The organism is Methylocystis sp. WRRC1, from assembly GCF_020733155.1.
Classification (GTDB): domain Bacteria; phylum Pseudomonadota; class Alphaproteobacteria; order Rhizobiales; family Beijerinckiaceae; genus Methylocystis.
On sequence record NZ_JAJFZJ010000001.1, the window covers coordinates 1,099,404 to 1,120,991 of the forward strand.

Here is a 21,588-nt window from a genome sequence, read left to right on the forward strand (position 1 = left end):
ATGGATTCCGCCCCGCGTCCCGAGGATCTGAGCGCCCTCTGCGCGAAGGGCGAGGATGCAATGTGGGCGCATATGCGCGCAGAGGCGGAGGAAGCGCTCCGCCTCGACCCCGCGCTGACGCCGCTCTTCATGGGCGAATTGCTGAGCCGTCACTGTTTCGAGGAAGCGGTCATTCATCGCGTGAGCGGGCGGCTCGGCGCCTCGGCTCTCGACGCTGCGGCGATCGCCGACGCTTTTCTCGAGGCGCTGGAAAGCGACCCGTCGATCGGCGAGGCCTTCCGCGCCGACGCCGCGGCCTATGTGGAGCGCGACCCGGCCTGCCGGCGGCTGATCGAGCCCCTGCTCTATTACAAGGGGTTCCACGCGATCCAGGCCTCCCGGCTGGCCCACGCGCTCTGGGGCGCGGGAAAGCGCGACTTCGCCTTCTACATCCAGAGCCGAACCTCCGACGCGCTCGCCGCCGACATTCACCCGGCGGCGCGTTTCGGAAAGGGTATTTTCCTCGATCACGCCACAGGCTTCGTCGTCGGGGAGACGGCGGTGGTGGAGGACGACGTCTCTATCCTGCACAGCGTGACGCTCGGCGGCACGGGCAAGGCGGCGGGCGACCGCCACCCCAAGGTGCGGCGCGGCGTGATGATCGGCGCGGGCTCGAAAATTCTCGGCAATATCGAAATCGGCGCCTGTTCGCGCATCGCGGCCGGTTCGGTCGTGCTGGCGGCGATCCCGCCGAACTCCATCGTCGCCGGCGTGCCGGCGAAAGTCGTCGGCGTCGAGCCCTCGGCGCAGCCGGCGCGCGACATGGACCAGATCCTGCGCGGGCTGGCCTATGATTCCTTCGATTACGTGATTTGACCGCAGGCGTCGCGGGGGCGCGCGCAACCGGCGCGGTCGAATGGTGTTTGATCCGGCCGTCTGTTGCATTGGTGGTCTGCTGGTCATCCTCCCCGGCGCCGAAATGGCGCTTCGCGGCGCCGGGATCCTGAAAATCAACCGATCGTCGTCGGCGCCAGAAGCGTCGCCACTGTGACGAGCTTTCCTGAACTTGCCATTGGCGTGACGGCGGCAGTGGAAGGGAGAAGTGCGATCGCCGCGCCCGACGGACCGGTCTTGCCTATCGACAGGCGCAAATCGCGAACCGCAAGCTTCTTCTTCACCGCGCTCCATGTCGCCTCTCTGCCCGCGCTGGCGCATCTTCGAAACTGATGCGAGCGCCGTTCACGGCTGGCCCCGCCCGGATCCGGTCGCCATATGCAGAAGGAGTCGATAGATCGCAGGCCGATCCTTTTTCGAAAACGGAGGGCTTCGGAGAAGTTCAGACAACCGCGCCCGTTTTTTTGAGGAGACGCATGTCGCAGAAAAAGCACATTGTCGCGGCGACGGATTTCTCGCAGCATTCCGCCGAGGCGGTCGAAAGAGGCTTCATGATCGCGAGCCAATGGTCCGCGCGCTACACGATTCTGCATGCGGTAGAACTCGACGCCTTGTCCCCGTTTCAGGCGCTCTTTGTCGAAAATCCCGATCTTGGCGAAAAACTCGCAGCTGTGGAACGCAACCGGCTGCACGAGTTCATCTGCGCCCTGCCGCATCCGGAGGGCGTTCATGCTGAACTGCGAGTCGAGAGCGGCCCCGCCTCCGTCGCGATACCCGGCTTTTTGTCGTCTGCGGGCGGCGATCTGCTCGTGATCGGCGCGCATGGAGGCGGATTTTTCGATCGTCTCGTACCGGGATCGACGGCGTCCGCCCTGTTGCGCGAAAGCCGGGAACCGGTGCTCATTGTCAGGAACAAGCCGCGCGAGCCCTACCGCCGCGTCCTGGTGGCGGTCGATTTTTCGCCCGCGTCAGAATCCGCCGTCGCTCTCGCTCGCGACATCGCGCCGGAGGCGTCGCTGACGCTCATTCATATCTTCGACGCTCCGTTCGAGGGAATGTTGCGGCTCGCCGGAGTCGACGACTGGAAGATCGCCTCCTATGAAATGGAGGCGAAACGCCAGGCCGGACAGAAACTCGAGAGCTTGATGAGGGGACAGGGGCTCACGCCGGCTCAATGCTCCACCGTGGTCATTCAGGGAGATCCGACGCGGCAGCTCCTCAGATATGAGGAGAACCTCGGATGCGACCTTATCATTGTGGGCAAGCACGGAACGCACCTCAGCGAGGAGCTGCTCCTCGGCAGCAAGACCAATCATCTCCTCGCGATGTCGAGGCGCGACCTGCTCGTTGTCGTCGACCCGCGCGGGCCGGCCGCGCCGGAAGGGATCTGACGCTTCCCGGCCCGACAGGATGCGCGCACGGCGCCCGGCTGGCCGAAGTCTCAGCTTCCCCTGAATTTCGGCGAGCGCTTGTCGAGAAAGGCGGCGCGGCCTTCCTCATAATCCGCACTGTCGAAACAGGCGGCGGCGAGCGCCTCGCAGCCCTCGGGCGACAGCGCGCCCGGAAGCGCGGCCGCGGCGCGAATAGCGGCCTTGGCGGCCTTCAGCGTCAATGGCGCATTGTCAGCGATCGACTCGGCGAGTTCATGCACGGCGCCGATAAAACTCTCCTGCTCCATGAGCCGGACAAGGAATCCCGCGTCTCGCGCCTCCCGCGCAGAGAGACGCCGCGCCGTGAAGAAAAGATCGAAAGCGAGCTGCGGCCCGACCGCCGCCACCACATATCTCATCGCCGACGGCGGATAGCCGACGCCGAGTTTCGCCGCGGGGATGGAGAAAACCGCACCTTCCTGCGCTACGCGCAGATCGCAGGCCGCAGCGAGCCCCATGCCGCCGCCCATGCAGAAGCCCGATATGGCGGCGATGGTTGGCTTGGAGAGATTGGAGATCGCGTCGAAAGCCTCGACATTGGCGGCTTCATAGGCGCGCCCACCGTCGCTCGTCGCCCGCACGGTCGAGAATTCCGAAATATCGGCGCCAGAGCAGAAAGAGAGGCCCGGCGCGCCGCTGATCACGAGCACGCGCGCTTCCGGCTCGTCCTCGATCGCTTTCATCAGCGGCGGCAGGGCGCGCCACATGTCGAAGTCGAAAGCGTTGCGCTTGGCGGCGTTGTCGATGAAAAGGCGCGCGACGCCGAAGGCGGTTTCCACGCGCAGCTTGGGAGTGGGAGACGTGATCGACATGCGTTTCCTTTATAAAGAGTCAGCTTCGACCGGATGGCCGCATGGCGACGCAGGTCCGAGGGGAAACGCTACTGCGGCGCGACGCGATGGTCTTCATCGCCTTGCCCGCGCACCAGCGAAATCAGCCTTTCCTCGCCGCCGCCATCCCGCCATTTGGCGTTGCAGAGCGTGGGCCCGCAAACGACTTCGGGATAGCGATAAAGCGATTTGCCGGAGGCGGTCTTCAATCCATAGCTCGAAACGGGCGTCCAGCCTTTCGCGAGCAATGACTGTCGCACCGCGCGATATCCCTCGCCGCTCGCGTATGGCTCCTGCGCCCGAGACGCGCCCTGGAACGTGAAAAGCGAAACGAAGCAAGCGGCTATGGCGACGCGGCTCCGCCAATTGACGATCCCCGGATATCGAACGGACATATAGGCCTCCTTACTTCGGCGCTCCCCGACATCGAATCGAGTCGCGATCGCGCCCCATGCTTGATTGGATTTGAGCATCCTTGTCGGGTCAAGCGACGAAAGAAGCGTCGGCAACCCTCGTTTTTCACCTTGATCTGGACATTCGATGACGCGGCGCCCGCGACCACGCGCCGCAGGCTTCCGTCCCGTTTCGCGACCTCTTGCCACAGCGTTCCCCGCTCGCGAGGGCGTAAGGTCGATTTCGCCCGCCAGAGGCTTTTCCGGCGCAGCAGTGGAGTGACCATGTCGGTCGGATCGGACAAATTGGCTTCGCCGGGCGCGCTGAGGATGGCGCTGGCCTTCGCGGTTTTCCTTCATCACACGTCGAGTTTCAACCTCGGCATGTCCGCGGTGCTGATCTTCTTCGTCCTCAGCGGCTATTGGGTCGCCACGATGTGGACGCGGACCTATTCGAAAACGACGGCCGCCTATTTCACCTATCTCGTGTCGCGCGTCTGGCGCGTCGCGCCGGTCTTCGCCTTGTGCTCGGCGATCACCTGGGCGCTCCTTTTCTGGCGCGGCGGCGCGCCGGAGGACGTGGGCGGCCTGCTGCATCAGTTTTTTTCCAACATCATGATCCTGGGCTATAATTCCCTTCCCTACCAGGCCAATTTGCCGGGCTGGTCGCTGGACATGGAGATGCAGTTCTATCTGATCGCTCCGCTGGTCGTCTTTCTGGTCTCGAAGAATATCTTTCTGCTGTTTGCCTGCGTGCTGGTTTCATTCTTCTCGCCCTGGCTCGGCGGCGCCGCCACGGTGGCCCCGTTTCTCTATTTCTTCGGCATTGGCGTCGCTTCGGCCAGCCACGATCTGAATCCGAGCTCCCGTTTGGCCTATGGGTCGCTTTTCGGGACGCTGGCGCTGCTGCTCGTGTGCAGCGTGATCCTCGTCAAGAACATCGTGCTCGGCGGGTCGAATGGCGAGGCCCTGCTCGCTTTCGGCCCCAAGACCAACATGCTCATCGCGCTGATGATGACGCCCTGGGCGCTCTACACGACGCGGCAGAAGAGCGGCGCGACGGACCGGATGTTCGGTGAATTGTCCTACATCTTCTACCTGCTGCACTGGTCCGTCATCGGCGCGCTGGGGACGGGCGCAGGCTCCTATGCGAATCGCCTCCTCCTTTGCTCCGAGGCGCTGGCGGTGATCCTCGCGGCGTCCTTCGTGATCTGGCTGCTGTTCGACCGTCCGATCAACAGGCTTCGAGCCGCCTGGGTCGCCAGCCGGCGCATCGTCGCCGAGCCGGCGGGGGCGCTGCAGCCGCTCGTCGCCTGAACGGACTTTGCGTGGATCGCCGGGCGCATGTTGCGCCCGGTTCGCCGCAGACAGGAAGCGACACGCCCGGCCATAGCCGCGGCGTTGCAAAGCTGATAAGCCAACGCCCGTCGCAAGCAATGAGGCCGCGCTCAGGCGCGCGGGTCGGCGGGATGATCGGCTACGCAGCGTTGGCAATCAGGCAAGGGCTGGCGGTGCTCCTTCCCGGCGTTCATCGGGCCGCTTTCATCCTGATGGTGACGGGCGGCCTGACGCTTCTGACGCTGAAACGCACCGACGAACCGTCCATCGGTTGCGCCATCGTCGACGGTCACGCTCCAGATTACAGAATCCTCGTGGTGGGCGAGTCATGGGCGTCGGGAGGCAAGCTTTTGCCGGAACTTCCGAAAGCCGTGTCCGAACGCCTCGGGGGAAGAGGCGTGCAGACCTGCAGCATCGGCTTCAACGGCCGTAACTCGAGGCTTCTGTACACGGAGCTGCGCGAGAAATTTCCGAAGGAGAAAATTGAAAGCATCGCTAACGGGAAAAAGCTGGACAAGGTCATCATCATGAATGGCGTGAACGATGAAATCCAGCACGTCGGCGCATCGACCTATGTGGAATACACCAAGAAGCTCGTCGAGTATTTTTCGGACGCGGGCGACGTCGAAGTCATTTCGATCCCTCGCGTCAACGAGCGCTATTTCAAACCGCCGAACCTCTACAGTCTGATCAAGCGAACGATATTGCGCTGCTTCTATGACGGCTGCGATTATCAGATCAACGACTTGTACAGAGTGGCCCTGTGGCGGGACCACCCCGAGCTACATGTGATCGAATTCGACAATTTCATCGACAAGTTCGAGGGTCACGAAGAATATTACACGCTGGACGGCGTGCATCTGACCGACGAATACTATCACAAATACGGCGCCTTCATCGGCCGCGCCATGTCGCTCAGCGCGGATGAAACTCACCGCAAATAGGCGCCGCCTGCTATAAGCGCGCCATGAACCTGCTCTCCCGCCTTCTGCATCGCGACGGGCTGATGCTTATCATCGACAAGCCCGCGGGCGTTCCCGTGCATCGCGGCCCCAAGGGCGGCCCGAGTCTCGAGGACGCCTTCGACGAGCTGCGCTTCGGCCTGCCCCGCGCCCCGGCCCTCGCCCACCGGCTCGACAAGGACACATCCGGCTGTCTGGTGCTCGGCCGCCATCGCAAGGCGCTGGACCGCCTCGGTAAACTGTTCAAATCCGGGCGCATCTCCAAGACCTATTGGGCCGTCGTCGAAGGCGCGCCGGAGGCGGAGGAAGGCGAGATCGACCTCGCGCTGGGCCGGCTCGACGCCGCCCGCGGCTGGTGGATGCGGCCCGACCCGCTGGGCCTCCCGTCGCGCACGAGCTGGCGGGTGCTGGGGCGGAGCCCCGACGCCAGTCTGGCCTTCGTCGAGTTCACGCCGCACACCGGCCGCACGCACCAGATTCGCGTCCATGCGCAGGCGATGGGCTGGCCGATCCTCGGCGATCCCATTTATGGCCACGGCAGGCGCGAAGGCGCGCCGCCGCTGCATCTCCACGCGCGGGCGATCACCATTCCCATGCAGGACAGCAAGGAGCCGGTGCGAGCAGAGGCTCCGCCGCCGGATCATATGAGCGAGGCCCTTGCATTGTGCGGATTGGCGCCCGATTTGCCAAATACAACCAAAACGATCAACATGACGGATTGAATCTCGGGAGAAGCAACATTGGCGTCGATATTTGCGCCCATGCGCGACGCGCCGGAGCGCCAGACCGCCATCGGCAAGAGCCGCTTCGCGCTCGACCGCGCGATGCTCGACGATCTTGCCGACCTTGCTCTGGAGGCGGCGAAGCGCGGTGGGGCGAGCTATGCCGACATTCGCCTCGGCGAGACGAAACGCGAATACGCCTACGCCAAGGACGACCGGCTGGAGCAATATGACGAGCGCGCCTCGCGCGGCTTCGGCGTTCGCGTGCTGCTCGACGGGAGCTGGGGCTTCTATGGCGCGCGGCGGCTCGACGCGGCGAGCGTGCGTGAGGGGATTCAACGGGCGCTCGACAACGCCCGCGCCGTGCGCCCGATACAGGCGCAGCCGGTCGCGCTCGAACAGCTTCCGGCGCATGAGGCGGAGTGGATCATGCCAATGGGCGCCGATCCTTTCGCCGTCTCGTCGCGCGAGAAGTCCGATTTGCTGCTCGCGATCTGCGCCGCGGCGCGCGACAACGGCGCCGATTTCTGCTCGGCCTCGCTGTCGGCGGCGCGCGAGGAGCGCATGTTCGCCAACAGCCATGGCGCCCGCATTCTTCAGACGCGCACCCGCGTGCATCCGACCTTTACGGCCACCGCCATCGACCGCGGTCTCGGCCGCATGGCGACGCGCGACAGCCTGACGCCCGCGCGCGGCGCCGGCTGGGAATATGTGCTCGGCGCCGGCCTCGTCGCGGAAGCCGCCCGCGCGGGCGAGGAAGCCCGCGCGAAGCTCACCGCCAAACCCGTGACCGCGGGCGATTGCGACATCATCATCGACCCGACCAATCTCTGGCTGACGATCCACGAGACCGTCGGCCATTCGACCGAGCTCGACCGCGCCCTCGGCTGGGAGGCGAATTTCGCCGGCACGACTTTCGTGAAACCCGCGATGCTGAACAATCTGCGCTTCGGCTCGGAGCTGATGACCATTGTCGCCGACCGCTCGCAGCCCGGCGCTCTCTCGACCATAGGCTATGACGACGACGGCGCGCCGGCGGAGCTTTCAGAATTCGCCATCGTCGAAAAGGGCGTATTCCGCAATTTCCAGATGGCGCTGGGACAGGCGCATCTCATCGGTCTTTCGGCCTCCAATGGCTGCGCCTATGCCGACAGCCCCACGGCTTTCCCGATCCAGCGCATGCCGAATATCTCACTGAAGCCCAATCCCGATAAATGCTCGCTCGACGATCTCGTGAGCGGGATCGAGAACGGAATTTACGTCGTCGGCGCCGGCAGCTGGAGCATCGACCAGCAGCGCGACAATTTCCAGTTTGGCGGCCAGCTTTTTTACGAGATCAAAAACGGCAAACTCGGCGAGATGCTGCGCGATGGCGCCTATCAGGGACGGACGACGCAATTCTGGAATTCGCTCGACGGTCTGGGCGACGCGAGCACCTATCATCTCGACGGCACATTCACCTGCGGCAAGGCGGAGCCGGTGCAGGTCGCGCCCGTCTCGCACGGCAGCCCGCTCGCGCGTTTCCGCAATGTGCGCGTGCTGAATACGAGCAGCGACGCCTGACGCATGTTCCTCTCCGCCGACGACGCCAAAGCCATCGCCGAAAAGATCCTTTCGCGGTCGGGCGCCGACGCCTGCGTGGTGAAGATCGACGGCGGCGAGGACCATAGCCTGCGCTTCGCACGCGGCGGCGCCACGACCAACATCACAACTTCTGAAGCGAGCGTGCGAATTTCCTCGCATGTCGGCGGGCGCATCGGCTCGGTGACGACGGCGAGCCTCGACGACGACGCGCTCGAATCTGCGCGCGCGCGTTCGGAGGAAATCGCGCGCATGCTGCCGGTCGATCCCGACTATGTAGCGCCGCTCGGCCCGCAGGAATATGAGGCGTCCGCCCGCTACGACGACGCGGCGGGGGCGATGCGTCTCGACGCGCTGGCGGCGCAGGCGGCGCGCGTGATCGAGGAAGGCGCGCGCGCAGGCGTCGACACATTCGGCTGCGCGTCGAGCGCGAGGCGCTTCGAGGCGCTGGCGACGAGCGCCGGACTTTTCGCCTATGAGCGCAGGAGCGAGATCGATCTTTCCGCAACCGCCCGCAACCGCGCCGACAGCTGGTCCGGCTGGGCGGGCGCGCATCAATTCTTCGCACAAAATCTCGACGCCGAAGAAATCGCGCGCCGCGCCTGCGACAAGGCCGCGCAAGACGTCGAGCCCGTCGATCTCGAGCCCGGCGCCTACACCGTCATCCTCGAGCCCGTCGCCGCCGCCGAACTCGCCTTCTGGGTGATGAGCGCGATGGACGCGCGCGCAGCCGATGAAGGTCGCAGTTTCTATTCGCGTCCCGGCGGCGGCACGCTCGTCGGCGAAAGGCTCTTCGACGAAAAGCTCACGATCCGCATCGACCCCGCCGATCCGCTCGCGCCCGAATGCGGCGTCGGCTGGGAGGGCGTGCCGCATCGCGCCCGCGCCTTTGTCGACAAGGGCGTGCTGAAGACGCTCTATCGTTCGCGCGCATGGGCGCAGAAAACAGACGCCGAAGCCATTCCTTTCGGACGCAACTTCATCATCGAGGGCGGCGACGCCTCGATCGACGACATGATCCGCTCCGTGAAGCGCGGCGTGCTGGTGACGCGCATCTGGTACGACAATATCGTCGATCCGAGGAGCCTGCTCGTGACCGGCCTCACGCGCGACGGCAATTTCCTCATCGAGAACGGCCGCATCGTCGCGCCCGTGCGCAACATGCGATTCAACCAGCGGCTGGGCGAGCTCTTCGCGCGCATCGCGGCGCTCGGCAAAACGGAGCGCACGTGGCGGGCGGCGGGCGGCGGCGGGGCGGCGGCCGCGCCGCCGATGCTGGTCGAAGCCTTCAATTTCTCATCGAAATCGAGCGGCATCTGAAGCGCGCGCAAATTCGTGTATGATGCGGCGGTCAACTGGAGCGCTGCAGAATGCGTCTTGTCCGCCTCGCATCAATTTTCTTCACGGTTGTCATTGCGGCGCCCGCATCCGCGCTCGACAAGGTGAGCTTCGCCACCAACTGGCGCGCGCAGGTGGAGCACGGCGGCTTCTATCAGGCCGTCGTCGATGGAACCTACAAAAGCTACGGACTTGACGTAAACATTCAGCAGGGCGGTCCGCAAATAAATGCGCGGCTGCTGCTCGCGGCGGGCCGCGTCGATTTCGCCATGGGCGCGAATACGATCCAGATGTTCGAGGCCGTGCAGCAGAAGGTGCCGGTCGTCACCGTCGCCAGCATGTTCCAGATCGATCCCGTCATCTTCATGTCGCATCCCGGCGAGGGTCTGGATCGCTTCGAGGATCTGCCGAAGGCGACCGCCTTCGTCGCCAATGACATGCTCGTGTCGGTCTGGATATGGTTGAAGCAGGCGTATGGATTTCGCGACGACAAGGTGAAGCCGTACGGATTCAATTCGGCGCCATTCATTGCGGACAGGAAATCCATCCAGCAGGGCTTTCTTACCTCCGAGCCTTATGCGATCGAGCGGCAGGGCGGCTTCAAGCCGAATGTGTTCCTGCTTCCGGATTACGGCTACGACAGCTATTCCACGACGATCGAAGCGCGCGCCGACACGATCGCAAGTAACCCCGATCTCGTGCAGCGCTTCGTCGACGCCTCGATCATCGGCTGGTATAATTATATTTACGGCGACAACGCCGCCGCGAACGCCGTCATCAAGCGCGACAACCCCGAGATGACCGACGGACAGATCGCCTATTCGCTGGCGAAGATCAAAGAGCGCGGCATTGTCGACTCCGGCGACGCATTGACCCTCGGCGTCGGCGTGATGACGGATGCGCGCATGAAAAGCTTCTTCGACAAGATGGCGAAGGCCGGCGTCGTTCCCGACAACCTCGATTACAAGCGCGGCTACACGCTGCAGTTCATCGGCAAGAAAGTCGGCATGGATTTGCGGCCGAAGCAATGACAACCGCGCCCCTCGTCTCCCTCCATGGCGTCGCCAAGACCTTTCCAAATGGCGTCACGGCGCTTTCGGGCCTCGACCTCGATGTGCGCGAAGGCGAGACGCTAACGCTGCTCGGTCCCTCCGGCTGCGGAAAATCCACGGTGCTGCGGCTTATCGCAGGCCTCTCGCCGCCGAGCGCAGGCGCCATTTCCTGGGCCGATCCGGAGGCGAGGAAGAACATCGGATTCGTTTTTCAGGAGCCCACGCTCCTGCCCTGGGCAAATGTCGCGGACAATGTCTATTTGCCGCTGCGCGTCGCGGGCGAGACGCGAGCCGGCGCGCAGCCACGCATCGACAGGGTGCTGGAGCATGTCGGCCTCAGCGACTTCGCGCACGCCTTGCCGCGCGAACTCTCGGGCGGCATGAAGATGCGCTGCGCCATCGCGCGCGCGCTCGTCACGAGGCCCGCGCTGATATTGATGGACGAGCCTTTCGCCGCGCTCGATGAAGTGACGCGTTTCAAGCTCAACGACGACCTGCTGGCGCTCAAGCGCGATCTCGGCGCGACAATCGTCTTCGTGACCCATTCGGTGTTCGAGAGCGCCTATCTCTCGACGCGCATCATCGTGATGTCGAAGCCGCGCGGCGCGATCATGGAAGAAATCGAGATCGATCCGGCGCTGACGCGCGACCCGGAGTTCCGCATGAGCGAACGCTTCTCCGACATTTGCCGGCGCGCGTCGCGCGCGCTGCGCGACGCGATGGGAGAGAACTCTCGATGAGCCAGCAACGCTCGCTGACACGCCCGACGTCGTTACGCGACATCGTCGTTCCACTCGCCGTCTTCGCCGCCGCGCTCGGCGCATGGGAGTGGATCGTCGTCCATGAGAGCATCCCGCCCTATATCCTGCCGGCGCCGAGCGCGATTTTCGCAAAGCTGATCGAGGACCGCGAACTCCTCTTCTCATCGCTGTGGGTGACGCTCGGCGAGACGCTGAAGGCGCTCGTGATCGCCACCGTCTGCGGCGTGGCGCTCGCCCTGTTGCTGGCGCAGTCGAAATGGCTGGAGCGCGCCTTGCTTCCCTTCGCGATCGTGCTTCAGGTGACGCCGATCATCGCCATCGCGCCGCTGCTGCTCGTCTATCTCCAGCCAAGGACCGCGGTGCTGGTCTGCGCCTTTCTCGTCGCCTTCTTTCCGATACTGTCGAACACGTCGCTCGGCCTCGCCTCGGTCGATCACGGCTTGCGCGATCTCTTCGATCTGTATCGCGCCTCGCCCTGGCAGAAGCTCGTCTATCTGCGCCTGCCGGCGGCGCTACCGCAATTTCTCACGGGGCTGCGCATCGGCGGCGGACTGTCGCTCATCGGCGCCATCGTCGCGGAGCTGGCGGCGGGCGCAGCGGGTCAGGGAACAGGCCTCGCCTTTCGGATTGTCGAGGCGGGTTTCCGTCTCGACATTCCGCGCATGTTCGCCGCGCTGGCGCTGATTTCGGTCACCGGGCTTGCGATATATGGCGCGCTCGCGGCGCTGTCATATTACCTGCTGCGCGGCTGGCACGAGAGCGCGCGGGAGCGCGGGGATTAGACGCCCTACTCCGCCGCCCCGCCCACCTCGTCCAGATGATAAACATCGTCGCGGAAATGCACGATGCCGTCCGCCGACGCCCAGCCGGTCATATAGACCCACACCACCGGCACCGGATGCGAAAGCCGCACTTCCTCGCGTTCGCCGGAGGCGATCTTCGCGTTGATCTGCTCCTTGCTCAGCTGCGGGCCGTTGGAGCCGTCGAGCAGCCAGGCGGCGAGATCGACGACGCCCTGCACGCGCACGCATCCATGCGACAGGAAGCGATAGTCGCTGGCGAAGAGATTGCGCGACGGCGTGTCGTGCATATAGACCGAATGCGGATTCGGCATGGAGATGCGGATCGAGCCCAGCGAATTATGCGCGCCCGAGTCCTGCCGCAGCGTGTAGTTCACCGCGCGCTCGCTCGCCCAGTTGATTGAACGCGGATCGACCTCTTCGCCTCGCCCGTTGAGCACGCGGATGCGCGAGCGCGTGAGATAGGACGGATCCTTCAGCATCTTCGGCGCGATCTCGTTTTTTATGATCGACGTCGGCACGGTCCATGTCGGATTGATGTTCACTGCGACGACCTTGGCCTGCACTTCCGGCGAATGATGCTCGGGATCGCCGACGATCGCGGCGTAACGGCGCACGACGCGGTCATTGTCCACCGCGTCCACCGCGGTCGAGGGAATATTCACGACGATGTAGCGCGGACCGAAGGGAAAATCGACGCCCGCGAGGCGCTGCGCGCTGGACGCAAGCTGTCGGAAGCGCACGGTCGCGGGAACATCCAGCGCGCGCAGCGTGGCGCCGGCGACGACGCCGGTCTGCTTCAGCCCCATGCGAAACTGGAAGCGTTTCACCGCTTCCGTCAGCGCCGGATCCCAGCTCTGCTTGTTCGTATCCGTGACTGCGTCGTCCTCGGCCGCAAGGCGACGGCGAAGCGTCGAGACAGCCGGACCCTTTGAGCCGGGACGCAGCGACACGCCGACCTTCGGCCAGCCGCCGAGATCGACGATCTGCGCATAACGCTCCGAGGCTTTCGAGGTCGTGAAGAAGGTCTCCGGCTGCAGCACCGGCGCCGGATCGTCGGAGAGCGCCGTCTCCCGCGGCGGCGCCGGCGGCTTCGGCCTGGGCTTCGGCTTCGGCGCGGCAACGGGCCCCGGGGCGGGCGCGGCTCCCGGCTCGGCGGCCGGAGCCGCAGGCGCAGCGGCCGGCGGCGGCGCCGGCTGGGCAGGCGCGGGAGCTGCGGCGGGCGCTGGCGCGGCGTCCTGCGCGAGAAGCGGCGTCGCGCAAATGAAAGCCGACGCGCCGAGTCCGACCAAGGCCGCGCTCACGAAACAGGAGCGCCTTGTGTGAGAATTTCCCGTCATCTCTTCGCCATCGTCATATCGTGGTTGCGTCCCGACTCGCGGTCGCACATTCGCCGTCCACAACGCCGCTTTTCGACCGCGCCGCGCCGCCGGTCAACTCAATTCGGGCTTGGCCGCAAGACGCAAGCGCATTGCACAAATTTTGACGAATTGCGAATGTGTCGGTTTTGTGCTCATTTGTAAGCAAGCAATTTTTTATTCTTTGGGAGGATGCACATTGGCGCGCACGTCGATTCCGACCTCTTTGACCATCACTCTCGGCGCCGCGGCGCTCATGACCTTTGCGCTCACGACGAATCTTTCAGCGCAGGTCGCCTACCTCAATCAGGGATGGACGCCGACTGAACGAAACGAATTCTACTCGCTCGATCAGGGCGCGAGAATCGTTCCGTTCGACTGGGTCAAGGCGCTGAAACATGCCGACGACGGGACGAGCTTCCTCGCCGACGGCTTCAGCCGCTACGGTTATTTGCCAAATCCCGCCAGTCCGACGGCCGGCCTGCCGGTCGGCTTTCTCTCCGCTCCCTACGAGAAAGAGAATTGGCTGAGCATGACCTGCTCTGCCTGCCACACCCGGCAGATCGAGATCGACGGCGTGGCGACGCGCATCGACGGCGGCCCCGCCCTCGTGGATTTTCAATCCCTGTTCGACGACCTCGACATGGCGTTCGACAAGGTTCTCCATGACGACGCTGATTTCGCCGCCTTCGCCGACGCGGCGCTCGGCGCCTCCAGCTCCGAGGCGGCGCGCAAGGAATTGAAGCAGCGCGTCGAGAAGTGGTTCGAGCCGTATCACACGATTTTCCAGCGCGCGCTGCACCCCCGCCCCGACGAAGAGGCCCGGCCGCTCGGTCTCGCCTGGGGCCTCGGTCGCGCCGATGCGGTATCGATGATCTTCAACCGGGTCGCGGGTCTGGATATCGGGACTGCCCCGAATCACATGATTCCCGAGAACATCAAGCCCGCCGACGCGCCGGTGCGTTACCCCTTCGTCTGGAACGCCGCCAAGCAGTACATGACGCAATGGCCGGGCTTCGCCAAAAACGGCGACGATATTCTCGGCCTCGCCCGCAATGTCGGAGAGGTTTATGGCGTCTTCGGCATGTTCCAGCCCGAGAAGATACCGCTCGTCGACGACGTGAGATATCTGAAAGGATCATCTCTCAATTTTCCGGGGCTCATGCGGCTCGAGACGCTGATCAAGAAACTCGAGCCTCCGAAATGGCCCGGGAAGCTTGATCCGACGCTCGTCGAAGAAGGCGAAAAAATCTACCAGAAGGCGTGCGGCGCGAATTGTCACGAGATCGACACGAAGGTGAAACCGCCGCGGCTGTGCAATCCCACCGATACCTGGAAGACCCCGGTTCAGGACGTCAAGACGGACGCCGCGGAATATCAGGTTCTCGGACGCACGGCGAAAACCGGCGTGCTCGAAGGCCAGCTGATTCCCTTGCCGCCCTTCACCAGGACGTTGAAGGCGGATAATGAGCCGATCATCAACATCCTCAGCACGGCCGTCGTTCAGTCGATCCTTCGGGCGCCGCTGCATTTCAAGGATCCGTTCCTGTTCGATCCGATCGTGCAGGAATGCCTGAAAAACAGGTCCGCCGACCCGTCGGTGACGATCGACGCGCTGCGGGAGAACATCCTGCAGGTCATGAAGGAAAGTCTGCAGGCGCTTTATCGGGAACCCAAGACGCCGCCACCCCCGCCGGCCTATGAGTCTCGTGTCATGAAGGGGATCTGGGCGGCGGCGCCCTACCTTCACAACGGCTCCGTGCCGACTCTTGCCGATCTCCTGAAACCGCCCGCGCAGCGGCCCGCGAGCTTCAAGGTCGGGACAGCCTATGACATGGAGAATGTGGGTCTCGCCAAAGATCAGCCGAAGCTTAGCTTCGTCTACGAGACCACGGCGGAGTGCGGCGGAAGCAAACGCGACGCTTCCGGCAACAGCCGCTGCGGCCACGACTTCGGGACGAATCTCAAGGCGAAAGAAGTCAAGGCGCTTCTGGAATATCTGAAGAGCCTCTGAGCCGGGGCGGGGCGGCCGGCTGAGCCGGCCATCGCGAGAGGGGAGAGGGGGATGGCGACGCGCTGTCCCCCTTGCCTTTTGGCGCGCGGCCCCGCATACCGCGCCGCAACGAAGACTCTCACCTCGGCGGGACGGATATGGGATTCAAATGCGGCATCGTCGGTCTGCCGAACGTCGGCAAATCGACCCTCTTCAACGCGCTCACGCAGACGGCGGCGGCGCAGGCCGCGAACTATCCCTTCTGCACCATCGAGCCCAACGTCGGCGAAGTGGCCGTGCCCGATCCGCGCCTCGATGATCTGGCGCGCATCGCCGGCTCCAAGCAAATCATCCCCACCCGTCTCACCTTCGTCGACATCGCCGGCCTCGTGCGCGGCGCCTCCAAGGGCGAGGGCCTCGGCAATCAGTTCCTGGCCAATATACGCGAATGCGACGCCATCGCCCATGTCGTGCGCTGCTTCGAGGATGGCGACGTGACCCATGTCGAGGGGGGCGTCGATCCCGTGCGCGACATCGAGACGATCGAGACCGAGCTGATGCTCGCCGATCTCGAAAGCCTCGAAAAGCGCGTCGTGGCCCTGGAAAAGAAGGCGAGGGGCGGCGACAAGGAGTCGAAGGAGCTCGTCGATCTGATGAACCGCTGCCTCGTGCTGCTGCGCGACGGCAAACCCGCGCGTCTGGCCAGGGTTTCTGAAGAGGAGCGCGCGGCCTTCAACGGACTCGGCCTGCTGTCGTCCAAGCCGGTGCTTTACGTCTGCAACGTCGAGGAGGCGTCGGCCGCCGAGGGCAATTCCAATTCCGCCAAAGTCGCCGCGCGCGCGGCCGAGGAAGGCGCGGCTTCCGTCGTGGTCTCAGCCAAGATCGAGAGCGAGATCGCGGTGCTGCCCGCCGAGGAGCAGAAGGATTACCTCGAGGCCGTCGGCCTGACCGAACCCGGCCTCAACCGCGTCATCCGCGCCGGCTACGACCTGCTGCATCTCATCACCTATTTCACCGTCGGCCCGAAGGAAGCGCGCGCCTGGACGATCGAAAAAGGCACGCGCGCGCCGCAGGCGGCGGGGGTCATCCATACGGATTTCGAAAAGGGCTTCATTCGCGCCGAAACCATCGCCTTCGACGATTATGTCGTCTACAAGGGCGAGGCGGGCGCGCGCGACGCCGGCAGGCTGCGGCTGGAAGGCAAGGACTACACGGTCGCCGACGGCGACGTGATGCATTTCAGGTTCAACACCTGAGACGGAGCGCGCTCAGAACAGCTCGACGTCCTGACCCACGGCTTTCCGCTTCTCGATGACGCCGTCGGCGATCAGCATCTCGTGCGAGCGCACCTGGTTGCGGCCGCGCTGCTTGGCGACGTAGAGCGCGGCGTCCGCCCGGCCGAAGGCGCTCGAGCCCGTGTCGCCCGGCAGCACGGTCGTATAGCCGATGCTCGCCGTGACCGGCCCGACCTGCGGGAAGCGGAAACCTTCGACCGTCGCGCGGAAATTTTCGAGCGCGGCCTGCGCCTCGCGCTTTGTCGCATTGTTGAGGATGACGAGGAACTCCTCGCCGCCGAAACGGAACAGCCTGTCGAGATCGTTGAAACATTCGCGCATCAGCCGTGCGAAAAGGACGAGCACCTCGTCCCCGAAAGGATGACCGAAATCGTCGTTGATGCGCTTGAAGAAGTCGATGTCGATCACGGCGAGGTGCGGAAAGCGCTCGCGGGTCGGGACGCGCTCGTCGACGCGCGGGGGGACGGCGTCGGAATATGACGCGATCTGACTGAAGTAGTCGTGGAATGTGCGCCGGTTGAAAAGGCCGGTGAGTTCGTCGCAATCGCCATAGTCGAGAACGCCGAGGTGATTGCTGTAAATTCGCAGCATGCCGACGATCAGACGCTCCTGATCCTCGCGCAAAGGCGATGAACGGAGTATTTCGAGCAGACGGATGACATTGCGGCCGTCCATCACCGGAAATACGTAGCGGACGTCGCCCTCGGCCGTCGCCTTTCGGCAGAGCGGCGTCCCGGCGTGAAAGCAATCATAGAGGTCCGGCCGGAACACCAGCGGCAGCAGCATGTTTGGATCGATCGGCGCCTCATCGACTTCCGGAGCGCCGCGCGCGACGAGATTGACGCGCTGTCGCAACCGAACCACGCCGGCGCGGTAGATGACTTTCCACAGTGTCAGCCGCGACGCCTGAATCAGCTCGAGCGTCACAGCAGCCAATGTCGCCTCGAGCGCGTCCCTGTCGCGCAGGTCCGTCAGTTCGGCGACCGAGTCGATCAGATGGCCCATAACGTCTTTCGAGGTCTCGCAAGGCGCGAAAGCTCCAGCGGAGCTTTTCGCGCTTTGCGAGTATAAAACGATGATTTCTCTCAAAAAGGGTATTAATGGCTAAACCGTTGCCGTTGGGTTAAGCCGCTGCGAAGAATCGACGCCAACGGGCGTCGGCGGCCGGATAAAACCGGGCGAAATCAGCCCTGCTTCGAGAGATTGTCGATGCGCTTGTTGAGTTCGTCCAGCTGGCGCTTCAGCTCCTCGACGTCGCCCTGCCCGGCGCCCGCCGGCTTCCCTTCGTGCTCATCCAGCGAAGGGGCGGTGGTCCCGACATTTTCCGTCGGCACGCCGAAGGGATTGAACATGGTCAACGCCTGGCGAAACACCGCCATATTCTTGCGCGCCTGCTCCTCGAGCGACTGGAAGGCGGCGCGCGTCGGCTCGGCGAAAGGCCCGGCGCCGAGCGCCGAGGTGAACTGATCGCGGAATTTCTGCTGTTCCTTGGTCAGCTTGTCGATCGAGAATTCGAGATAGCTCGGCACCAGCATCTGCATGGAGTCGCCGTAGAATCGGATCAGCTGGCGCAGGAAGGCGATCGGCAGCAGGCTCTGGCCCTCCTTGCCCTCCTGCTCGAAAATGATCTGCGTCAGGACCGGCCGGGTGATGTCCTCGCCGCTCTTGGCGTCGCAGACCACAAAATCCTCGCCACGCTTAACCATGGCGGCGAGATCTTCGAGGGTGACGTAAGTGCTTGTTCCCGTGTCATAGAGACGACGGTTGGCGTATTTCTTGATAACAGTCGGTTTCTTTTCGGTCGCCATACGCCTGACACGCTCCCCTCACCGCGTCGCCCGCCGCTCAAAAAAGCGCCAAGCCCGCTTGAGGTCGACGATAAGCGCAAATTGGCGCCTGCGGCAATATTTTCGTATCCAAAGCCTTTCGCTCGCCGCCAATTCCGTGCAAAACGGGCCGCGGCTTGACGAACGCAAGCGCGAAATGCTCAACACCTCCAGCCCCGGACGGGCGCAGCGCCGGCCGGAGGGCTCGACTATTTCATTGAGGGAGATCGACATGACGACCGATATCGTGATCGTTTCCGCGGCGCGCACCGCCGTCGGATCGTTCAACGGAGCCTTTGGCGGGGTTCCGGCCCACGAACTCGGCGCTGTCGCTATCAAGGCCGCTCTCGAGCGCGCGAAGGTCGAGCCGGGTTCGGTCGACGAAGTCATCCTCGGCCAGGTGCTGACCGCCGCCCAGGGCCAGAACCCTGCCCGCCAGGCCGCCATCAAGGCCGGCATCCCGGACAGCAAGACCGCTTTCGGCGTCAATCAGGTCTGCGGCTCGGGCCTGCGCGCCGTTGCGCTCGCCGCCCAGCAGATCCAGTCGGGCGACGCCACGATCATCGTCGCCGGCGGCCAGGAGTCGATGTCGCTCTCCAACCACGCCGCGCAGCTGCGCACCGGCACCAAGATGGGCGACGTTAAGTTCGTCGACACCATGATCATCGACGGCCTCACCGACGCCTTCAACAACTACCACATGGGCATCACGGCCGAGAACGTCGCCAGGCAGTGGCAGATCACCCGCGAGCAGCAGGACGCCTTCGCCGTCGCCTCTCAGAACAAGGCCGAGGCCGCCCAGAAGGCCGGCAAGTTCAAGGACGAGATCGTTCCCTATGTCATCTCGACCAAGAAGGGCGACGTGACCGTCGACGCCGACGAATACATCAAGCACGGCGTGACGATGGAGGGCGTCTCCAAGCTCCGTCCGGCCTTCGCCAAGGACGGCACGGTGACGGCGGCGAACGCCTCGGGCATCAATGACGGCGGCGCGGCCCTCGTCGTGATGAGCGCGGCGGAAGCGGCCAAGCGCGGCCTCACGCCGCTCGCCCGCATCGCCTCCTGGGCGACGGCCGGCGTCGATCCGACGGTGATGGGCTCGGGCCCGATCCCGGCCTCGCGCAAGGCGCTCGAGAAGGCGGGCTGGAAGGTCGCCGACCTCGACCTCGTCGAGGCCAATGAGGCCTTCGCGGCGCAGGCCCTCGCGGTCAACAAGGACATGGGCTGGGATCCCGCGATCGTGAACGTCAATGGCGGCGCCATCGCCATCGGCCATCCGATCGGCGCCTCCGGCGCGCGCGTGCTGACGACGCTGCTGCACGAAATGGCTCGCCGCGGCTCCAAGAAGGGCCTCGCCACGCTCTGCATCGGCGGCGGCATGGGCATCGCGCTGACGGTGGAGCGCTGAGGCGTCCAGCCTCACGGCACAAACCGGTCGTTCGACAAAATCCGGCGCCGCGCGAAAACCACGCGCGGCGCGCATTCGTTTCAATGAGAAGGAAAGGAGACATATCGTGGCTAGAACAGCAGTTGTGACGGGCGGCACGCGCGGCATCGGCGAGGCGATTTCCAAGGCTCTCAAGGCCGCCGGCTACAATGTCGCCGCGACCTACGCCGGCAACGACGAAGCCGCCAACAAGTTCAAGGCGGAGACGGGCATTCCGGTTTATAAATTCGACGTTTCCGATTACGACGCCTGCGCCGCCGGCATCGTGGCCATAGAGAAGGATCTCGGCCCGGTCGAAATTCTCGTCAACAACGCCGGCATCACCAAGGATCGCCTGTTCCACAAGATGGAGCTCGCGCAGTGGCAGGCGGTGATCAACACCAACCTGAACTCGCTGTTCAACGTCACCCGCCCGGTCATCAACGGCATGCGCGACCGCGGCTTCGGCCGCATCATCGTGATCTCGTCGATCAACGGCCAGAAGGGCCAGGCCGGCCAGACCAACTACTCCGCCTCCAAGGCCGGCGACATCGGCTTCGTGAAGGCGCTGGCGCAGGAGAGCGCGTCCAAGGGCATCACCGTCAACGCCATCGCGCCCGGCTATATCGCCACCGAGATGGTGAAGGCCGTTCCGCAGGACGTGCTCGACAAGCACATCATCCCCTACATCGCCGTTGGCCGCCTCGGCGAGCCGGAGGAGATCGCCCGCGCCGTGGTGTTCCTGGCCTCGGACGACGCCGGCTTCATCACCGGCTCGACGCTGACCATCAACGGCGGCCAGTATCTGACCTAGCATCGGTTGATCGGAAGATCGCTTCGCGCCGGCGCCCGCAAGGTCGCCGGCGTTTTCTTTTCGTCGGCCGGGGCGCCTTGACGGCGACCTTGCACAGGGATATGAACTACGTTCATTGAACGATGTTCAAAAGGAGTTCGCTCATGCGCCTCGCCGCCGATTCAATTCTCTCCTGCCGCCTGCCGCTACGGCTGAAACTCGCCTACACCGCCTTCATGGCCGTGCTGATCCCGGTCTATTGGGCGAATTACGGACCGACGAATTTTCTCTATTTCTGCGACATGGCGCTGATCGTCACGCTCATCGGCCTGTGGCTGGAGAGCCCCCTTTTCATCTCGATGCCGACGGTCGGCATTCTCGCGCCGCAAATTCTCTGGGTCGCGGATTTCGGACTCAATCTCGGCGGCCTGCGCCTCACCGGCATGACCGACTATATGTTCAACGCGCAATCGCCGCTGCTTCTGCGCGGGCTTTCCCTGTTTCACGGCTGGCTGCCGTTCCTGCTCGTCTATCTCGTCTGGAGGCTTGGCTACGACCGGCGCGCGCTCTTCGCCTGGACCGGACTCGCGTGGACGTTGATGCTGATTTCCTATTTCTTTTTGCCCGGCCCCACGCCCGACGCCGGTCTCACGCCGGTCAACGTCGATTACGTTTTCGGTCCGAGCGACAGCGCGCCTCAGACATGGATGCCTCAATGGGCGTGGCTCGCGACGCTGATGGTCGGCCTGCCGATCGCCATGTTCGCGCCGGTCCATGTCGCCATGGACCGCTGGCGCGGCGCGGGCGCGAGATGATCC

At 64.2% G+C, this 21,588-nt stretch carries 21 protein-coding genes; 15 read left to right on the forward strand and 6 right to left on the reverse strand.

Going from position 1 to position 21,588, the window contains the following annotated elements:
- On the forward strand, positions 1-855 hold the full coding sequence (gene cysE, locus LG047_RS05450) for a serine O-acetyltransferase (RefSeq protein WP_227965850.1): 855 nt from the start codon (positions 1-3) through the stop codon (positions 853-855).
- A gap of 134 nt (positions 856-989) precedes the next feature.
- On the opposite strand, the gene LG047_RS05455 is transcribed toward cysE, so the two are convergent.
- Positions 990-1,157 (reverse strand): hypothetical protein, encoded by a 168-nt coding sequence (locus LG047_RS05455; protein WP_227965851.1) that lies wholly within the window; start codon positions 1,155-1,157, stop codon positions 990-992.
- Between the two features lie 192 nt (positions 1,158-1,349).
- On the opposite strand from LG047_RS05455, the gene LG047_RS05460 reads away from it, so the two are divergent.
- Positions 1,350-2,264, forward strand: coding sequence for a universal stress protein (locus LG047_RS05460; RefSeq protein WP_227965852.1), 915 nt, complete (start codon positions 1,350-1,352; stop codon positions 2,262-2,264).
- Positions 2,265-2,314: 50 nt separating this feature from the next.
- On the opposite strand, the gene LG047_RS05465 is transcribed toward LG047_RS05460, so the two are convergent.
- Positions 2,315-3,115: an enoyl-CoA hydratase gene (locus tag LG047_RS05465; protein WP_227965853.1), complete on the reverse strand. Its 801-nt coding sequence runs from the start codon at positions 3,113-3,115 to the stop codon at positions 2,315-2,317.
- Between the two features lie 68 nt (positions 3,116-3,183).
- On the reverse strand, positions 3,184-3,528 hold the full coding sequence (locus tag LG047_RS05470) for a hypothetical protein (RefSeq protein ID WP_227965854.1): 345 nt from the start codon (positions 3,526-3,528) through the stop codon (positions 3,184-3,186).
- 282 nt (positions 3,529-3,810) lie between these two features.
- Between LG047_RS05470 and LG047_RS05475 the strand changes: the two genes are divergently transcribed.
- The 8 genes from LG047_RS05475 to LG047_RS05510 all read left to right on the forward strand — a co-directional run bounded on the left by LG047_RS05475 (position 3,811) and on the right by LG047_RS05510 (position 12,061).
- The gene (locus tag LG047_RS05475) at positions 3,811-4,842 is read left to right on the forward strand and encodes an acyltransferase (protein WP_036286076.1); all 1,032 of its coding nucleotides are present in this window, start codon (positions 3,811-3,813) and stop codon (positions 4,840-4,842) included.
- Positions 4,843-4,994: 152 nt separating this feature from the next.
- Positions 4,995-5,807 carry an SGNH/GDSL hydrolase family protein gene (locus LG047_RS05480; protein ID WP_051134571.1) on the forward strand — a complete coding sequence of 271 codons (813 nt, stop codon included), beginning with the start codon at positions 4,995-4,997 and terminating at the stop codon, positions 5,805-5,807.
- Between the two features lie 23 nt (positions 5,808-5,830).
- Positions 5,831-6,547: an RluA family pseudouridine synthase gene (locus LG047_RS05485; protein WP_227965855.1), complete on the forward strand. Its 717-nt coding sequence runs from the start codon at positions 5,831-5,833 to the stop codon at positions 6,545-6,547.
- An 18-nt stretch (positions 6,548-6,565) separates the two neighbouring features.
- The gene (locus tag LG047_RS05490; RefSeq protein WP_227965856.1) at positions 6,566-8,110 is read left to right on the forward strand and encodes a TldD/PmbA family protein; all 1,545 of its coding nucleotides are present in this window, start codon (positions 6,566-6,568) and stop codon (positions 8,108-8,110) included.
- A 3-nt stretch (positions 8,111-8,113) separates the two neighbouring features.
- Positions 8,114-9,448 (forward strand): TldD/PmbA family protein, encoded by a 1,335-nt coding sequence (locus LG047_RS05495; RefSeq protein WP_227965857.1) that lies wholly within the window; start codon positions 8,114-8,116, stop codon positions 9,446-9,448.
- A gap of 50 nt (positions 9,449-9,498) precedes the next feature.
- Positions 9,499-10,497 (forward strand): ABC transporter substrate-binding protein, encoded by a 999-nt coding sequence (locus tag LG047_RS05500; protein ID WP_227965858.1) that lies wholly within the window; start codon positions 9,499-9,501, stop codon positions 10,495-10,497.
- Positions 10,494-11,258, forward strand: coding sequence for an ABC transporter ATP-binding protein (locus LG047_RS05505; protein ID WP_227965859.1), 765 nt, complete (start codon positions 10,494-10,496; stop codon positions 11,256-11,258). Before LG047_RS05500 ends, LG047_RS05505 begins: the two co-directional genes overlap by 4 nt.
- On the forward strand, positions 11,255-12,061 hold the full coding sequence (locus tag LG047_RS05510) for an ABC transporter permease (protein ID WP_036286064.1): 807 nt from the start codon (positions 11,255-11,257) through the stop codon (positions 12,059-12,061). The genes LG047_RS05505 and LG047_RS05510 overlap by 4 nt, the downstream gene beginning before the upstream one ends.
- A 5-nt stretch (positions 12,062-12,066) precedes the next feature.
- Here LG047_RS05510 and LG047_RS05515 read toward each other — a convergent pair whose 3' ends face one another.
- Positions 12,067-13,383 (reverse strand): murein L,D-transpeptidase, encoded by a 1,317-nt coding sequence (locus tag LG047_RS05515; RefSeq protein WP_227965860.1) that lies wholly within the window; start codon positions 13,381-13,383, stop codon positions 12,067-12,069.
- A gap of 253 nt (positions 13,384-13,636) precedes the next feature.
- On the opposite strand from LG047_RS05515, the gene LG047_RS05520 reads away from it, so the two are divergent.
- Complete coding sequence (locus LG047_RS05520; RefSeq protein WP_227965861.1) at positions 13,637-15,451, forward strand: di-heme-cytochrome C peroxidase; 1,815 nt, start codon at positions 13,637-13,639, stop codon at positions 15,449-15,451.
- A gap of 137 nt (positions 15,452-15,588) precedes the next feature.
- Positions 15,589-16,686 carry a redox-regulated ATPase YchF gene (ychF, locus tag LG047_RS05525; protein ID WP_227965862.1) on the forward strand — a complete coding sequence of 366 codons (1,098 nt, stop codon included), beginning with the start codon at positions 15,589-15,591 and terminating at the stop codon, positions 16,684-16,686.
- A gap of 12 nt (positions 16,687-16,698) precedes the next feature.
- Here ychF and LG047_RS05530 read toward each other — a convergent pair whose 3' ends face one another.
- Together LG047_RS05530 and phaR are read right to left on the reverse strand one after the other, a co-directional pair.
- Positions 16,699-17,730: a GGDEF domain-containing protein gene (locus LG047_RS05530; RefSeq protein WP_227965863.1), complete on the reverse strand. Its 1,032-nt coding sequence runs from the start codon at positions 17,728-17,730 to the stop codon at positions 16,699-16,701.
- 179 nt (positions 17,731-17,909) lie between these two features.
- Positions 17,910-18,533 (reverse strand): polyhydroxyalkanoate synthesis repressor PhaR, encoded by a 624-nt coding sequence (gene phaR, locus LG047_RS05535; protein WP_036286058.1) that lies wholly within the window; start codon positions 18,531-18,533, stop codon positions 17,910-17,912.
- Positions 18,534-18,783: 250 nt separating this feature from the next.
- On the opposite strand from phaR, the gene LG047_RS05540 reads away from it, so the two are divergent.
- The 3 genes from LG047_RS05540 to LG047_RS05550 all read left to right on the forward strand — a co-directional run bounded on the left by LG047_RS05540 (position 18,784) and on the right by LG047_RS05550 (position 21,585).
- Entirely contained in the window at positions 18,784-19,959 is a 1,176-nt protein-coding gene (locus LG047_RS05540) for an acetyl-CoA C-acetyltransferase (RefSeq protein ID WP_227965864.1), read from the forward strand.
- Between the two features lie 106 nt (positions 19,960-20,065).
- Positions 20,066-20,791, forward strand: a complete 726-nt coding sequence (gene phbB, locus LG047_RS05545; protein WP_227965865.1) for an acetoacetyl-CoA reductase — start codon at positions 20,066-20,068, stop codon at positions 20,789-20,791.
- A 143-nt stretch (positions 20,792-20,934) separates the two neighbouring features.
- Complete coding sequence (locus LG047_RS05550) at positions 20,935-21,585, forward strand: hypothetical protein (protein WP_227965866.1); 651 nt, start codon at positions 20,935-20,937, stop codon at positions 21,583-21,585.
- Positions 21,586-21,588: the final 3 nt, after the last annotated feature.

Coding starts and splice junctions, on each gene's coding strand:
- cysE (WP_227965850.1), top strand. CDS start 1: ATGGATTCCGCCCCGCGTCCCGAGGATCTGAGCGCCCTCTGCGCGAAG.
- LG047_RS05460 (WP_227965852.1), top strand. CDS start 1,350: ATGTCGCAGAAAAAGCACATTGTCGCGGCGACGGATTTCTCGCAGCAT.
- LG047_RS05465 (WP_227965853.1), bottom strand. CDS start 3,115: ATGTCGATCACGTCTCCCACTCCCAAGCTGCGCGTGGAAACCGCCTTC.
- LG047_RS05470 (WP_227965854.1), bottom strand. CDS start 3,528: ATGTCCGTTCGATATCCGGGGATCGTCAATTGGCGGAGCCGCGTCGCC.
- LG047_RS05475 (WP_036286076.1), top strand. CDS start 3,811: ATGTCGGTCGGATCGGACAAATTGGCTTCGCCGGGCGCGCTGAGGATG.
- LG047_RS05480 (WP_051134571.1), top strand. CDS start 4,995: ATGATCGGCTACGCAGCGTTGGCAATCAGGCAAGGGCTGGCGGTGCTC.
- LG047_RS05485 (WP_227965855.1), top strand. CDS start 5,831: ATGAACCTGCTCTCCCGCCTTCTGCATCGCGACGGGCTGATGCTTATC.
- LG047_RS05495 (WP_227965857.1), top strand. CDS start 8,114: ATGTTCCTCTCCGCCGACGACGCCAAAGCCATCGCCGAAAAGATCCTT.
- LG047_RS05500 (WP_227965858.1), top strand. CDS start 9,499: ATGCGTCTTGTCCGCCTCGCATCAATTTTCTTCACGGTTGTCATTGCG.
- LG047_RS05505 (WP_227965859.1), top strand. CDS start 10,494: ATGACAACCGCGCCCCTCGTCTCCCTCCATGGCGTCGCCAAGACCTTT.
- LG047_RS05510 (WP_036286064.1), top strand. CDS start 11,255: ATGAGCCAGCAACGCTCGCTGACACGCCCGACGTCGTTACGCGACATC.
- ychF (WP_227965862.1), top strand. CDS start 15,589: ATGGGATTCAAATGCGGCATCGTCGGTCTGCCGAACGTCGGCAAATCG.
- LG047_RS05530 (WP_227965863.1), bottom strand. CDS start 17,730: ATGGGCCATCTGATCGACTCGGTCGCCGAACTGACGGACCTGCGCGAC.
- phaR (WP_036286058.1), bottom strand. CDS start 18,533: ATGGCGACCGAAAAGAAACCGACTGTTATCAAGAAATACGCCAACCGT.
- LG047_RS05540 (WP_227965864.1), top strand. CDS start 18,784: ATGACGACCGATATCGTGATCGTTTCCGCGGCGCGCACCGCCGTCGGA.
- LG047_RS05550 (WP_227965866.1), top strand. CDS start 20,935: ATGCGCCTCGCCGCCGATTCAATTCTCTCCTGCCGCCTGCCGCTACGG.